The following is a 15,701-nucleotide window of genomic DNA, read 5'->3' as shown; positions in this document are numbered from 1 at the left end:
GCTCACGCAGCCGGGCAACGGGTTGCCTAGTGGAACGGCGATAGCGAGTCGATCAGGACTCCGATCGCGCCGGCCGCGGTGGTGATGCCGAGCGTCATCCAGTCCGCCAGCTTCGGTCGCGCCGGTGCGGCCGCCAGCTGGCCGATGCCGCCCCGGGCGGTGATCGCGTCGCCCATCTCGTCGGCCCGTCGCAGCGTCACCACGATTGCCGCCGTGAGCAAATCGATCATGTCGCGGGCCTGCTGTCGCCGCCGCGCCCTGCGGTTTCGCGGTTCCTGGTTGGGGCGCAGCCGCCGCGCGGCGTAGAGCACCTGGAATTCTTCGATCAACATCGGGAAGGCACGCAACGCCAGCGCCAGGGCGACGGCCCATTCGTCGCTCGGGATCCGCAGCCACCGCAGCGGTCGGCCCAAAGCCGCCAGCGCCGGCCCCATTTCGGCGACGTTGGTGGTCCACGACAGCATCGCGCCGAGTCCGATCAACACGATCGACAGCGCGGTGACCCGCACGAAATGCAACGTTCCGCCCAAACCGATGTGCACTCCGGCTATCTCGATCACCGGAGGACCGGCTCCGAGCGCGGCAGTTATGGCGCCCACCGCCAGGGCGATCCATATCCAGCGCCGCGGCGACGGCACCGCGCCGCGGGGGATGTGGGCGAGCCGGGCCGCGGTGATCAGCAAGGCCAACATCAGCCCGACGGTGGCCCAGCCCGGGTAGAAGGTCAGCAATATCGAAACACCCAGCACCACCAGCAGTTTGGTCCCGGCCCACAACTCGTGGATCTTCGACGTGCCGGGCACCGGCACCAACAGCACCACCGGGCGGTGCGTGCGCCGGGTGCGGCCCGGTGCCGGCTTGGTGTCCGCGGGTGCGGTCACGACACGCCCCCCGCCGCGGTCGACGCCGTTTCCAGCATGCCGTCGCGCAGGAACAGCGCTCGCGGGCAGAGCTCCTCGAGCCCGACGATGTCGTGCGAGATCACCACGACCGTCAGGCCTCGTTCCTTGCGCAGGTTCTCCAGCAGCCTGAGCAGGCCGCGCTGGCTGCCCATGTCCAATCCCGCCAGCGGCTCGTCGAGGACCAACGCTCGCGGGGAGCGGGCCAGCAGCCCGGCCAGCACCACGCGGCGCATCTGGCCGCCGCTGAGCTGATCGATCCGGCGCTTGCCCAACGCCGGGTCCAGCCCGACCGAGGTCAGCGCCTCGGCCACGCGATCGGTGTCGAGGTGCGAAAAGCCCGCTGCGGATGCGACTTCGGCGTCCACGTGATCGCGCATCAACTGCAACCGGGCGGACTGGAACGACAGCGCGACCTCGCCCACGCGCTCGTGGGTGGGCTCGCCGTCGATCAGGCAGGTGCCGGCGGTCGGGGTGGTCAGGCCGGCCATGATCCACGCCAGCGTCGACTTGCCCGAGCCGTTGCCGCCGTGGATCAACACCCCGTCGCCCTGCTCCACCACAAAGCTGATATCGCGCAGCGCGACCTTGGACCACGGTGTGCCGCTGGCGTATTCGTGGCCGACATCGATCAGTTCGAGCACCGGCGTCGGCGAGCTGTCACCGACGGCGGTGGTGGTTGGGGCCGGCGCGGTCGCGGTGTCGCTCGTCACCGTGTTGTCCGGCGAATCACTGAGTTTGATGATCCGGTCGGCGGATGCGGCCTCGTTGTCGTAATGGGTGATGTGCACCAACGCCGTCTGGTGCCGCTTGGCGAGGCCGGAGAGCACGCCCAGCAAGGCATCTCGCCCCTCCTGGTCGACCATGGTGGTGACCTCGTCGGCGATCAGCAGCGCAGGATCCCGCGCCAGCGCGGCCGCGAGGGCGAGGCGCTGCAGTTCGCCGCCGGACAGGCTTCCGGTGTCGCGTTCGGCGAGGCCTTCGAGGCCGACCTCGTGCAGCAGTTGGTCGACGTCGATCTCGGCGTCCGGGGGCAATCCCCACACCACGTCGTCGGCGACCCGGGTACCGAGAACCTGGCTTTTGGGATGCTGCAACACAATTGCCGTGCCGCCCATCTCGCCGAGCCCCACCGTTCCCGGCCGCTCGACGCTGCCTGCCGTCGGTGCCCGGCCGGCCAAGATCAGCATCAACGTCGTCTTGCCCGAACCGTTGGCGCCGGTCACCGCGATGTGCTCGCCGGCCTGGACATCGAGGCTGACCTCGCGCAGCGCGTCCCGCTCGGCGCCGGGGTACCGGAACCGCACCCTGTCCAACCGCACCGGCACCGGTCCCACCGGGCTGCCTTGCGCCTGAACGTCACCGGAGCTGTCCAGCTTGTGGACGTCAGGGATTTTGCGCATCCGCTCCAGGAGGCGGGACAGCGCCGACCAGCTGATGAACGCAACGATCACGACCAACAGGACCATGTAGGGGAAAATCAGCAACGGCCAGTGCTGTATCCCGTCGGCGACGTACCGCTTCAGCCCCGCGCCGACGCCCTGCAGGTGGACCCAGTTCAAAAACGCTGCGACGCCGTTGGCATTGGCGGTGATGACGTCGAAGAACAAATGCCGCAGCCGGGTCAGCACCGCCAGCACCGCGACCCAGCCGGCGCCCCAGAGGACACCAGCGGTCAACGACAACAGGGCGACCGTCGGCAAGCCGCGGCCTTTGCGTTTGACGATGCCGCACAATCCGCCGACCCAGGCGCAGTCGATCAACATGAACAGGCTGCCCAGCCCGGCGATCAAAAAGGCGATCACCCCGCCGGCCACCGTCGCGGCCATCAGCGCCCGGGGGCGGTAGCGGTAGGCCAGCAGTCCCATCGGCACGGTGCCCAGCACGCCGAGTCCCTGAGCGAATGGGATTACTGCGGCCAGGATCTCGATCGCCGCGCAGAGGGCCCCCATGACCGCGGCCTGTGCCAACTCATTCGGCCGCAGCGCCCCTTCCTTCGATCGCCGGAAACGCAGCAAGGTCACTTGGGCGATTCTGCCAGCCGCCAGCAGGAGTGTCCGCTGAAGATGGGTTTTGCGCGGCACGCGTCGTCTTTTTGGCCTCGCTTAGCAAAGCTATGCAACCATGGATACATGGACAACGATGTCGATGCCGCAAAGCTCGAGGGAGCGCAGGGACTGGGTGCCGACCTGCTCGCCGTGGTCGCGCGGCTCAACCGCATGGCCACCCAGCGCATCCAGATGCCCTTGCCGGCAGCGCAGGCCAGACTGCTGGCCACCATCGAAGCCCACGGCGAAGCCCGCATCGGTGACCTGGCCGCCGTCGACCACTGTTCGCAACCGACGATGACGACGCAGGTGCGCCGCCTCGAGGAGGCGGGCCTGGTGACCCGGATGGTCGACCCGGGGGACGCGCGTGCGGTCCGAATCCGCATCACGGCCGAGGGCCGGCGCACGCTCAACGCGGTTCGTGCCGACCGTGCCGCCGCGATCGAACCGCAGTTGGCGCTGCTCGACGACGCGGACCGGCAGGTGCTGATGCATGCGGTCGAGGTGCTGCGCCGGCTGCTCGACAACGCCTCGCTTGCCACCTCCCTTGCGGGGCGCCGCAACCCACTGTGAGCGGCGCGACGCTGGCGGGTGACGCTCGGGCAGGGGTAGACACTTAAACGGGTGCGGCGACCGACGCCCGCGGGCGACGCAGTCCTGAAGGCGAGACCAAATCGAGCTGACCGGTGACGAAAGGTGGCGGCCATGCCGACCGAGGGTTCGGCCCTTCCGGCCTCGCTGACCGTATGGGCCGGACCGACGCGGTACGTCTTCACGCCGGGCCGCGACGTGATCGTGGGCTACGGCCCGGGTTGTGACATTCCGCTGGCGCATCTGGGCAATCCCCCGCAACCGCCCCCGGCGCCCCGGGTGGACGTGATCCTGCGGTTCACGGGGACTCACTGGGTGGCCATCGATCTGAGCCGCCGCGGCATCTTCGCCGGCGGGTCGCGAGTGCCGACCCTCGAGATCCGCGACGGCCTGGGAATCAGCATCGGGGATCCCCAGCAGGGTCCGCGCCTGGTCTTTCAAACCGCGCCCTCGGGCGCACCGCTCGGACCTCCTCCGCCCCCCGGCCCGGCGTATCCACCCCAGGCGCCTCCGGTTCCACCCGGCGCGCCGCCGCCGGGCCGTCCGAACACACCCGATCCGCGGCTTCCCACGCAGAGCGCAACCCAGCGGATGCCCGTGGCCATGCCTCCACCACCCGCCGCCCAGCGGCCTGTCCAGCCCGGCCCACCGCCACCACCGCCGCCCGGCGCGGTTCTCCCGCCCGCAGCACCCCCGGCTCAGCCACCGGCTCCGCCGGGCCCGCCGCCCGCCGCGGAGCCCGAGCAGCACAAGGGCCCGAGCCTGATCGAGCGGATGGTGACCAGCAAGCTGCGCACCCCGCGCCCCTCCTTTCGCACCGAGGAACCCAACTCCACCTTTCGGCTGCCGCTGCTCACCGCGTCGCGCACCACCGGTATGACGGCCTATCAGCTGGGGCTGGCGGTCGACGGCCGCGAGACGCTGTCGGGCATCTCGTTCACCGCGCGTCCCGGCACCATGACCGCGGTCATCGGACCGTCTGCCGCACGCAATTCCGCGCTGCTCGCGCTGCTGGCCGGCACCAGGGAACTCAGCGCCGGACGCGTCATCGTGGACGCCCACGATGTCCACGCCGAGCCGGAGTTCATGCGCACCCGCATCGGGGTGGTCCCGCGCGACAACCGCCTGCACCGGCAGCTCACCGTCGCGCAGGTGGTGGAGTACGCCGCCGAACTGCGGCTGCCACCGGACACCGGGGCCGAGCAGCGCCAGCGCGTTGTCAGCCAGGTTCTCGACGAACTCGAGCTGACACCGCACCGGGACACCAGAATCCGCAAACTCTCACCCGAGGCGCGCCGGTGCGCCGCCCTGGCGGTCGAGCTCGTCAGCCGGCCGAGCCTGCTCGTGGTCGACGAACCCACCGCCGGACTGGATGCGGCCCAGCAGCGGCACGTCATGGCGATGCTGCGGCACCAGGCCAACATCGGCTGCGCCGTCGTGGTCGCGATTTCGGCGCACTCGTCGCTCACCGACGTGAACGCGTGCGACCAGGTGTTGGTGCTCACCGGCGCGGGCAAAGTCGCATACCTCGGAACGCCCCTGCAGGTCGAGTCCGCGATGGGCACCAACGACTGGTCGAGGGTGCTTGCGCAGGTCGGCGCCGATCCCGAAGGGGCCCACCGCGCCTTCCGCGCGCGGCCGCAGACGGCGGCACCGACCGCCCCGCCCGAAGTCGCGGCGCCCGGTCCGACACCGCCCGCGCTGTCGAGAAACCGGCAGATCCGGTTGATGGCCCGGCGCGAGCTTCGCCTGCTGCTCGGCGATCGCAGCTACTTTGCGTTCCTGGTGATCCTGCCGTTCGTGCTGGCGGGGCTCGCGCTGCTGATCCCGGGTGATTCCGGCCTGACGCGGCCCGACCCGGGCAGCGCCAACCCGCACGAAGCCATCGAGATTCTGGCCGCCTTCAACATCGCCGCGGTCATCATCGGGACGGCGCTGACCATCCGCGCGGTGGTGTGCGAACAGCGCGTCTTCCGGCGCGAGCAGGAGGTCGGGCTGTCCGCGCCCGCCTACCTGACCGCCAAATTCACCGTCTATGGCCTGGCCGCGGCCATCTGGACGGCCGTCGTGTTCGCGATCGTCACCGCGGTCAAGGGCGAGCCGGGACGCAGCGCCGTTCTGCTGCACAACGCCACGGTCGAGCTCTACGCGAGCGTGGCCGTCACCGCGATCGTCTCCGCGGTCATCGGCCTCGCGCTGTCGTCCCTGGGCAAGTCACCGCGGGAGGTGCTGCCGCTGGTGGTTCCGGTGGTCCTGGCGTCCGCGCTGTTCAACGGGAGCCTGGTGCAGCTGGTCAGCGTGCTGGGCCTGCAGCAGATCAGCTGGTTCGTCCCGGCCCAGTGGGGTTTCGCGGCCGCGGCCTCCACCGTGAATCTGCGCAGGGTCGACTCGCTGGCCGCCGACGCCGTGACGTGGACCCACTACAGCGGCTGGTGGGTGTTCGACATGGGGATGCTCGTGTTGTTCGGCGTCATCGCGGCCGGGTTCACGCTCTATCGGCTGCGGTCGCCCCTCGGCCACAGCCGCGGCCCGTCTCCCGATCCCGAGCCGCAAGCCCGTCACCCCGAGCGCTGAGTTTCCGGCGCCGGCGGCTGACCCCCCGCCGCGAAGTTCCGTTCGGCGACATGAACTGTCATCGATGTTCGCCGCGACGCGAACCGCCCATTACTGTCGGCTTATGGCGCCTGAAACAACTACCACTGCCGAGTATCTGCGCAACGCCTTGGACGGGCGCTGGCGCGATGTCAGAAACCGGATGCGGGACGCACTCACCGAGGATCTCTTCCGCCCGCACTACACCCCGAACACCGTGATCGCCCGCACCAAGGTGGCGGAGCAGATGCGAATCATGGCGGCGTTCGGCGCGGCCGCCGACAGTTTCAAGAAGGAACACGGCGGCACCGGCGACGTCGGTGCGGCGATCACGATGATCGAGATGCTGGCGATGTCGGACCTGTCGCTGATGGTGAAGGCCGGCGTGCAGTGGGGGTTGTTCGGCGGGGCCGTGGAGAACCTGGGCACGGAACGCCACCACGAGATGTACGTGCCCAAGATCATCAGCCTCGAGTTGCGCGGCTGTTTCGCGATGACCGAGACCGGCCACGGCAGCGATGTGCAGTCGCTGGAGACCACCGCGACCTACGACCCGGAGACCCAAGAGTTCGTCATCGACTCCCCCACCCCGTCGGCCCGCAAGGACTACATCGGCGGCGCCGCCGAAACCGCCACCATGGCAGCGGTTTTCGCACAACTGATCACCACCGAGGACGGCAAGCCGGTCAATCACGGTGTGCACTGCGTCCTTGTTCCTATCCGCGACGAGGACGGCAACGACCTGCCCGGCGTCACCACGTCGGACTGCGAATACAAGGGCGGGCTGCCCGGCGTCGACAACGGCCGCATCGTGTTCGACCATGTCCGTGTCCCGCGGGTCAACCTGCTGAACAAGTACGGCGACGTCGCGGCCGACGGCACCTACAGTTCGCCGATCGAGAACCCGAACCGCCGGTTCTTCACCATGCTGGGCACCCTGGTACGCGGCCGGATCACGGTGGGCGGCAGCGCGGGCGCCGCAGGCCGGGTGGCCTTAGACATCGCCACCCGGTATGCGTTGCAGCGCAGGCAGTTCAGCGCACCCGATGACGGTTCCGAGGTGCTGATCATGGATTACCTCGTGCACCAGCGTCGACTGTTTCCGTTGATCGCGAAGTCATACGCGCTGCAATTCGCGCAGAACGAGTTGGTCGGCAAGTGCCACGACGTGCAGAGCGCGGATGCACCCGACGCCGACGAGCAGCGCGAACTGGAAGCGCGGGCGGCCGGGCTGAAGGCCGCCAACACCTGGCACGCCAGCCGCGCGATCCAGGAGTCCCGCGAGGCGTGCGGCGGCGCCGGCTACATGGCCGAGAACCGGCTGATCGGGCTGCGGGGTGACACCGACGTCTTCACCACATTCGAGGGCGACAACCACGTGCTGACCCAGCTGGTGGCCAAGGAACTGCTGACCGCCTACGCCGACGACATCAAGAGCATGAGCCCGGTCGAATGGGTTCGCTTCGCCGCCAACACCGTTGGCGAACGCGTCGTCAAACGCACTGCGGCAGAAACGATCATCCAAACGATCGTGGATGCGCGGCAAGACAGCGAAGAAGAGGGCAGCCTGTTCAACCGCGGCACCCAGATCAAGATGTTCGAGGACCGCGAGGAATATCTGCTGGCATCCGTGGCGCGCCGGCTGCAGGCGAAATCCAAGGAGATGTCCGAATTCGATGCTTTCAACTCGGTGCAGGATCACGTGCTGCATGCGGCCGGCGCCCACATCGACCGCGTGGTGCTGGAAGCGTTCGTCGCCGGGATCGATGCCTGTCCCGACGAGCAGGCCCGCGAACTTCTCGGCATCCTGTGCGACCTGTACGCGCTGTCGGTGATCGAGGACGACAAGGCCTGGTACATCGAGCACCGCTACCTGTCCACCGAGCGCGCCAAGGCGGTCACCCGCGGAATCAACGACCGGTGCCGGGCGCTGCGCCCGCACGCCGAGACGATCGTCGACGGGTTCGGGGTCCCGGAGCGGTTGCGTTACGCCGAGATGCTGCACCCGGAGAACTTGTCCGAAGCCCTCACAAGCTGACGGCCTGTTCGGCGATCGCCTCCCGGCCGGGCGCGCCGGCCGGGCGTTGCGGCCGCACGTACCTCGCCCAGGTCAACAGCGCCGCGGCGACGTAGCAGATCATGAACGCCCAGAAGGCCGGCGTCTCGGTGCCGGTGGTGGTGTAGGACTCCCGCAGCGCCAGGTTGATCACCATGCCGCCCAGCGCGCCGAACGAGCCGGCGAAGCCGATCAACGCCGCCGACCTGACGCGTTCCCAGTGGCGGCGCTCGGTGTTGTCCAGGTCCAGCGCGCGGCTGCGCTCGGCGAAGACCGAGGGGATGAGCTTGAACACCGAGCCCTTGCCGACGCCGCAGAAGATGAACAGGGCGATGAATCCGGCGATGTAGCCGGCGGTCGTGTAGATCGACACCGGTGCGCCGGGGGCGCGGGTCAGGTCGTCGTGGATGCTCACAGCGACCAGGAACCCGCCGGCGCCGATCATCGCGGCCAGCACGGTGAGCGTGACGCGGCCGCCGTCGAAGCGGTCGCCCAGCTTGCCGCCGATCACCCGCGCCACCGATCCGAGCAGCGGTCCGATGAAGGCGATCTCCGCCGCGTGCAGGGCCGCCTGCGCGTGGGTCTGCCCGCCGGCGATCAAGTTGTGGGCGATGACCTGGCCGAACGCGAACGCGAACCCGATGAACGAGCCCGAGGCGCACATGTAGAGAAACGAGATCGCCCAGGTGTCGGGCACCGCGAGCACGGAGCGCACGTGTGCGACCTCGATGAAGTGATCCAGGTTGTCCATGAACAGTGCGGCCCCGACGCCGACGACGGCCAAGAGCACCAGGTAGACGGCGCACACCCAATACGGCGCCTGGTTGCCCGCGGTGGCCAGTACGACGAGCCCGACGGCCTGGATGCTCGCCGCGCCCAGGTTGCCGATTCCGCCGGTCAGGCCCAGCGCGAACCCTTTGCGACGCTGCGGGAAGAAGGATTCGACGTTGGCCAGCGAAGCCGCGTAGTTTCCGCCGCCCAGGCCGGTCAACGCCGCGCACACCAGATACGGCCACAACGGCAGGCCGGGGTGCGCCAACAGCGCGATGGCGGCCGCCGTGGGGATCAGCAGCACCACCGACGACAACACCGCCCAGTTGCGGCCACCCAGCCGGGCCGTGGCCATGGCGTAGGGGATGCGCACCAGCGCCCCTACCAGCGCCGCGGTGGCGCCCACCAACAGTTTGTCGCCGGTGGAGAAACCGTAGACGGACTGCGGCATGAACAGCACCATCACCGACCACAGGTACCAAATCGAAAAAGCGACGTGCATCGTCGCGATGGACCAGATCAGGTTGCGCCGGGCGATGACCTTGTTACCGGCTTCCCATGCCACATCGTCTTCGGGGTCCCAGTGCGAGATCCGCCGTGACCGCCCCATCAACCCTGCCTTCCAGCCTCACTGCTCGTAGGCGTCACACCCGGATGCCGGGGCGCCCGGCGGCCGGCCCGTGTCGGTGGCTCCGCAATGATCGCCCGGCACCGGTCGTCCAGGATGACAGGGCTTCCCAAGCAATTCCGCATCGTACGGTGAGAATTTCCTGAATCAACGCCGTGCGGGTTCGCCGCCGCCGTGATGGGACCGAAATGCCTTCGCCCCGGGTCGTTTTGAATCCTGGATCGCGCCTGGCCACGGCCTTGGGGCCGCGCTGGCGTGATCAGACTGTTACACAACGCCATTGGTTTCCGGCGGCACCCCGGGTGGGCAGGGAAGTCGTTGATGTGGAACGTTATTGATTCGGGACCTTGCCAAGCGTTTGCAGCTTGCCGTCCGGGCCGATCCGGAACTTCACCGTTCCGATCCCGGTGGGACAGCACAGCTGATCATTTCCCTTCTGCCACTGGTATTGAACGGTGACGGTGTCATCCGAAGGCGGTAGCACGGTTATATACGGCTTCGGGTTCGAGGTGGGGCTACCGAGCGGCGTGTTGTGGTCGAAGAACAGCAGTTGTTGCGGACTTGATTCGCTGGCGATGGTCGGGATGATCTGCACCCAGTGCAACCGGCAGTTTCGCGTGTGCCCCCGGCCCATCTCGACCCAGATGGTGCCGGGGACGGCGATGGGAACCGCGGTGATGGCCCGGCGCACGGTGTCGGCCGTGGGCCCGTCGGAGTCCTTGCAGGTGTCGGGTCGGGCCTGCGGTGGCGCGGTCGGCTTCCAGCCGCAGCCGGAGGCCAGCAAAACCAGAAAGATCACAATGAGCTGACGCACGCGGTGAGCTTAGCGAAGACTGTGAATGTCCCGTCGGTTTGGTCAAAAACCCCGTTCTGAGAAGCGTTTCGAGGCGCGCGCTGAGTAACCTCAAGCGGGGCGGTCGGTCAACGGTGACCTGCGCTAACGCGATCCTGAGCCCTGAATTCCCCCGGCGATTTCACACCGGCGCGTTGGCCGTTGAGAGGAAGAAGTAAACCGGGGGAAATTTCGAGCAGCGGTGCCGAAACATGCCTGCTCCACAATGAACTCACCCGATACGGAGCTAACCCCGTACGCACTCGATGGAGGGACGTAAGCGTGGCTAGGGAGTCCATGGCGCGTGAGAACGCCGTGAACACCATGTGCGCTTACTGCGGCGTCGGCTGCGGCATGGTGTTGCAGATCACAACGGATCCGAAAACGGGCCGCGATCACGTCGCCAAGTCGGTTGGAAACAAAGAACATCCGGCCAACTTTGGGCGGTTGTGCACCAAGGGCGCCACCACCGCGGACATGCTCGGCGCGCCGGGCCGGATGGACTCGGCGCATGCGCGGGCCGACCGCGGGGAACCACTCGAGCCCATCGACATGGACCGGGCGATCACCCAGTGCGCGAGGCGGTTACGAGCGATCGTCGATGAGCACGGCGCGGACGCGTTCGCGATGTACGTGTCCGGCCAGATGTCCATCGAGGCGCAGTACCTGGCGAACAAGCTGACCAAGGGCTTCATCGGCACCAACCAGATCGAGTCGAACTCGCGACTGTGCATGGCCAGCGCGGGTTCCGGCTACAAGCTCTCGCTGGGTGCGGACGGACCGCCCGGGTCCTACCAGGACTTCGAGCGTGCCGACGTCTTCTTCGTCATCGGCGCGAACATGGCCGACTGCCATCCCATCCTGTTCCTGCGCATGATGGACCGGGTCAAGGCCGGCGCGAAGCTGATCGTCGTCGATCCGCGCCGCACCGCGACCGCCGACAAGGCCGATCTGTTCCTGCAAATCGCCCCGGGCTCGGATCTGGCCCTGCTCAACGGGCTGCTGCACCTCATCGTCGAGAACGGCCACACCGACGCCGACTTCATCGCCGAATTCACCGAAGGCTGGGAGGTGATGCCCAGTTTCCTGGAGCAGTACACCCCCGACATGGTCAGCGCGGCGACCGGCATCCCCGAAGACGACATCCGCGCGGCGGCCCAAATGATCGGCGAGGCCGAGAATTTCATGAGCTGCTGGACGATGGGCCTCAATCAGAGCACACACGGCACCTGGAACACCAACGCCATCTGCAACCTGCACCTGGCCACCGGCGCGATCTGCAAGCCGGGCAGTGGCCCCTTCTCCCTCACCGGACAACCCAACGCGATGGGCGGTCGCGAGATGGGTTACATGGGGCCGGGATTGCCGGGCCAGCGTTCGGTGGCATCCGACGACGACCGCGAATTCGTGGAAAACCTGTGGGGCGTTCCCCGCGGTACGCTGCGCACCGAGGTGGGCAGTGGGACCATCGACATGTTCTCCCGGATGGCCGATGGGCAGATCAAGGCATGCTGGATCATCTGCACCAATCCCGTTGCCTCCGTTGCCAACCGAAAGACGGTGCTGGCCGGACTGGAACGCGCCGAATTGGTGATGACCCAGGACGCATTCTTCGAGACCGAGACCAATGAATACGCCGATGTGTTGTTGCCGGCGACCCTGTGGACGGAGTCCGAAGGGGTCATGGTCAATTCCGAGCGCAACATGACATTGTTCCAGCCCGCGATCCGGGCGCCGAACCACGCCCTGCCCGACTGGCAGATCATCGCCCGGATCGCCTGCGAGATGGGCTTTTCGGAGGCCTTCAGCTACGACTCCGCCGAGGAAGTCTTCGAAGAGATCAAGCGGTTCTCGAACCCGAAAACCGGTTACGACCTGCGCGGCGTCAGCTATGAGCGGCTGCGTCAGAGCCCGCTGCAGTGGCCGTGCCCACCGGAGGGCGACGGTGACCGCAACCCGATCCGCTATCTCAACGACGGCGTCAGCCAGACGCAGTTGGTGCGCGAGGACGGCAGCGTGCCGCGACTCGCTTTTCCCACGGCGACGGGTCGTGCGGTGTTCTTCGCCCGCCCGCACCTGATGCCCGAGGAAATGCCCGACGACGATTACCCGTTCCTGCTGAACACCGGTCGCCTGCCACACCAATGGCACACCATGACCAAGACCGGCAAGGTCGCCAAGCTCAACAAACTCAATCCCGGGCCGTTCGTCGAGATCCACCCCGACGATGCCGCGCGCCTGCAGATCGCCGACGACGATCGGGTCGAAATCGCTTCCCGCCGAGGCCGTGCCGTGCTGCCCGCCGTCGTCAGCGACCGGGTGCGGCCCGGCAACTGCTTCGCGCCCTTCCACTGGAACGACGCCTTCGGCGAATACCTGTCGATCAACGCCGTCACCAACGATGCGGTCGACCCGATCTCCAGCCAGCCGGAATTCAAGGCGTGCGCCGTCACGCTGACGAAGATTGCAGTCTCTCAACTCGATTCGGGCACCGAGACTCCGGCGCCCACCGACACACCAGAACCCGCGCCCACGGAGGTACGAGAAATCAGCGTGTCACAAGTCGACGCCCTCGGTGAATTGTTGGGTGTGGCAACACAACCCAAGCCGGAATTCAACGAGCTCGGCCGCTCCTACCTGGCCGGCATGCTGTCCGGGCTTCGCTCGGACGCGGGACGCCGCACCGGCGGGGTGCCCACCCTGCCGCTGAGCGCGCCGTTCGATTCCAGCACCCGGCTATGGGTGGACGGCCTTCTGGCGGGACTGTTCTCGCGCATCGACGGACCTCAGCCGGTGGCGCTGCCCGAGGGCGCCCAACCGACGCCCGCGGCCGCGCAACCGCCCGCCGCGCCGGCCGATGCGAAACCCGCGGCCGAGCGCGGCCCCATCGTGGTGCTGTGGGCATCGCAGACCGGAAACGCAGAGGAACTCGCCGCCGAGATCGCCGCGCAATTGGGCGCCGCCGAACTTCCGGTCGCACTGCAGAGCATGGACGACTTCCCCGTGGCCGAGTTGGCGACGACGAAGGAACTGTTGTTCGTCACCAGCACCACCGGTGACGGCGAAGCGCCCGACAACGGCGCAGGCCTCTGGCGGGCGCTGACCGGCGAGGGTGCGCCGCGATTCACCGACACGCGCTATGCGGTGCTCGCGCTGGGCGACTCCAACTACGACGATTTCTGCGGTCACGGCCGCAAGCTGGACGCGCGGCTGGCGGAGCTGGGGGCGACCCGCATCGCCGATCGGGTGGACTGCGAACCCGACTACGACGACACCGCGGCCAAGTGGGTGCGCGACGTCATCGACGCGCTGACCAAGACGCCCACGGCCGTCGGCGGCGACGGAGCCGCGGTGGCGGCGGCCCGCACCGCCCCGGTAGCGGCACCGTCCCACTCGAATGGCCACGCGACGAGCGCCTACAGCAAGAAGCACCCGCTGATCACCGGCATGGTCCGCAACACCGTGTTGAGTCAGCCGGAATCGACAAAAGACGTGCGGCACTTGGTGTTCGACCTGCCGGAAGAATGCGTGACCTACGAGGCCGGCGACGCGCTCGGGGTGTGGCCGCGCAACAGCGACGCGTTGGTCGACGAATGGCTGTCGGTGACCGGGCTGAACGGCCAGACCCCGGTCGAGGTCGGCGAGCACGGCCTGATGTCGTTGCGCTCCGCGCTCACCGAGCGCATCGAGATCGCCCACATCAGCCGGGACCTGGTGCGGTTCGTCCAGGAACGCACCGGTGACTCGACGCTCGCGGAGCTGCTGAAGCCGGAAAACAAACGCGCACTGGCGGATTGGACTTGGGGTCGCCAGTCCATCGACCTGCTGTCCAAGCTACCGGTGTCCGCATCGGCCCACGAGTGGCTGCGCGTGCTCAAGCGCCTTCAGCCACGGCTGTACTCGATCTCGTCGAGCCCCAAGGCGTGTCCGGGGGAAGTTCACCTGACGGTCTCCCCGGTGCGCTTCAACTTCCAGGGCGTGCCGCGCCGCGGGGTGTGTTCGACCTACCTGGCCGACCGCTCCCCCGGCGATCGAGTCGCCGTCTATCTGCAGCAGTCGAGCAACTTCCGGCCGCCGAGCGACTCGGACACACCGATGATCATGATCGGACCAGGAACCGGTATCGCGCCCTTCCGCGGCTTTCTCCAGGAACGGCGCGCGCTCGGCCACACCGGACCCAACTGGCTGTTCTTCGGCGAGCAGCACGCCGCCACCGATTTCTACTACCGCGACGAGCTCGAGCAGATGCGTGACGACGGGTTCCTCACCGAGTTGGACCTGGCGTTCTCCCGGGACCAGCAGCAGAAGGTCTACGTGCAGCACCTGATGCGCAACCGTGGGGCGCAGCTGTGGAGCTGGCTGCAGGACGGCGCCCAGGTGTACGTCTGCGGCACCGCCGATCCCATGGCCAAGGACGTCGACCGGGCGCTCTGCGAGATCGCGGCCGAATTCGGCAAGCTCGACCCGGAGGCGGCGAAGGACTACGTCCAGTCGTTGAGCGCCGATAAGCGCTACCACCGCGACGTCTACTAGCGCCGATCGGCCGCTGCCGCCGAAGCCGTAACACAGCAGAAACATCGCACAACCGCAGCCGAAACTTCTGCGTCGCACGATGCACTCACAAGGTCGCGCACCTGAAGGAGTGACGTCATCGTGGCTCAGGAGTGTGATGGACCCGATCGGGTCATCAAGAACGGCTGCCCGCTGCAGTGCCGGCTGCGGTACGGCGAGACGGCCGACGAAGTGGTCAGTGACCAGGTCGATTGGGCGGGGCTGCCCGTCAACCTGGACTTCGCGTTCTCGCGCGACCAACGCGACAAGGTCTACTGGCAGCATCTGCTGCGCAGGCGCGGTACGCAGTTCGGGCCGTGGCGACACGGCGCCCTGGTGTGCGTCTGCGAGGCCGCCGAGGAGCGTGACGGCGCGGAAACGCTGCAGATCACCCAGATCACCCAGATCACCTCAGATTCACATTGATCCAAACATCGGCGTCGACGGCCGGCCGGGGTAGATAGAGCACAACGCCACCGCCCACCCCGGGAGGACCAATGACCGCGACAGTCACCGACGCGATCACCTCGGTCGAGCTTCGAAAGCTACTCGAGTCGCCCACCGCGCCACGCGTTGTCGACGTGCGGACCCCCGCCGAGTTCGAGACCGCACACATCGCGGACTCTCACAACGTGCCGCTCGACGTGCTCGAAAACCGCGCCCGCCGGTCAGTCCCGCGTCGCGCAGCAGAGCGTGGGCCTTGTTCGAGCGTTGTCCGGAGCGGCACACGAGC

General features: G+C 67.8%; 10 protein-coding genes. 6 read left to right on the top strand and 4 right to left on the bottom strand.

Features of this window, described 5'->3' with window-relative positions; genetic code table 11:
* Nucleotides 1–26 precede the first annotated feature (26 nt).
* On the bottom strand, nt 27–881 hold the full coding sequence (locus A5708_RS03025; RefSeq protein ID WP_065027206.1) for an energy-coupling factor transporter transmembrane component T family protein: 855 nt from the start codon (nt 879–881) through the stop codon (nt 27–29).
* Entirely contained in the window at nt 878–2,923 is a 2,046-nt protein-coding gene (locus A5708_RS03020) for an ATP-binding cassette domain-containing protein (protein ID WP_196772517.1), read from the bottom strand. Before A5708_RS03020 ends, A5708_RS03025 begins: the two co-directional genes overlap by 4 nt.
* Before the next feature lie 108 nt (nt 2,924–3,031).
* Between A5708_RS03020 and A5708_RS03015 the strand changes: the two genes are divergently transcribed.
* The 3 genes from A5708_RS03015 (at nt 3,032) to A5708_RS03005 (ending at nt 8,168) form a co-directional block, all read left to right on the top strand.
* Nucleotides 3,032–3,520, top strand: coding sequence for a MarR family winged helix-turn-helix transcriptional regulator (locus tag A5708_RS03015; RefSeq protein WP_065027205.1), 489 nt, complete (start codon nt 3,032–3,034; stop codon nt 3,518–3,520).
* Between the two features lie 132 nt (nt 3,521–3,652).
* Complete coding sequence (locus A5708_RS03010; protein WP_065027226.1) at nt 3,653–6,112, top strand: ATP-binding cassette domain-containing protein; 2,460 nt, start codon at nt 3,653–3,655, stop codon at nt 6,110–6,112.
* 103 nt (nt 6,113–6,215) lie between these two features.
* On the top strand, nt 6,216–8,168 hold the full coding sequence (locus tag A5708_RS03005; protein WP_065027204.1) for an acyl-CoA dehydrogenase: 1,953 nt from the start codon (nt 6,216–6,218) through the stop codon (nt 8,166–8,168).
* Here the strand turns inward: A5708_RS03005 and A5708_RS03000 are convergent.
* Both A5708_RS03000 and A5708_RS02995 read right to left on the bottom strand, forming a co-directional pair.
* Nucleotides 8,158–9,567, bottom strand: coding sequence for an MFS transporter (locus A5708_RS03000; protein ID WP_155765866.1), 1,410 nt, complete (start codon nt 9,565–9,567; stop codon nt 8,158–8,160). The two genes, A5708_RS03005 and A5708_RS03000, sit on opposite strands and share 11 nt — an antisense overlap.
* Nucleotides 9,568–9,916: 349 nt before the next feature.
* A complete protein-coding gene (locus tag A5708_RS02995) occupies nt 9,917–10,384 on the bottom strand; it encodes an LppP/LprE family lipoprotein (protein WP_065027225.1) in 468 nt (155 codons plus the stop codon).
* Between the two features lie 330 nt (nt 10,385–10,714).
* Here A5708_RS02995 and A5708_RS02990 point away from each other — a divergent pair, with 330 nt between their 5' ends.
* The 3 genes from A5708_RS02990 to A5708_RS25900 form a co-directional block, all read left to right on the top strand.
* A complete protein-coding gene (locus A5708_RS02990; protein ID WP_065027203.1) occupies nt 10,715–14,950 on the top strand; it encodes a bifunctional nitrate reductase/sulfite reductase flavoprotein subunit alpha in 4,236 nt (1,411 codons plus the stop codon).
* A gap of 153 nt (nt 14,951–15,103) precedes the next feature.
* Nucleotides 15,104–15,394, top strand: a complete 291-nt coding sequence (locus A5708_RS02985) for a hypothetical protein (RefSeq protein ID WP_331250431.1) — start codon at nt 15,104–15,106, stop codon at nt 15,392–15,394.
* Between the two features lie 71 nt (nt 15,395–15,465).
* Nucleotides 15,466–15,701 (top strand): rhodanese-like domain-containing protein (locus A5708_RS25900; RefSeq protein ID WP_196772516.1); only part of this gene is annotated, 236 nt, incomplete at its 3' end.

The organism is Mycobacterium colombiense (assembly GCF_001672755.1).
GTDB classification, from domain to species: domain Bacteria; phylum Actinomycetota; class Actinomycetes; order Mycobacteriales; family Mycobacteriaceae; genus Mycobacterium; species Mycobacterium colombiense_C.
This window is presented reverse-complemented; position numbering and strand designations above follow the sequence as displayed.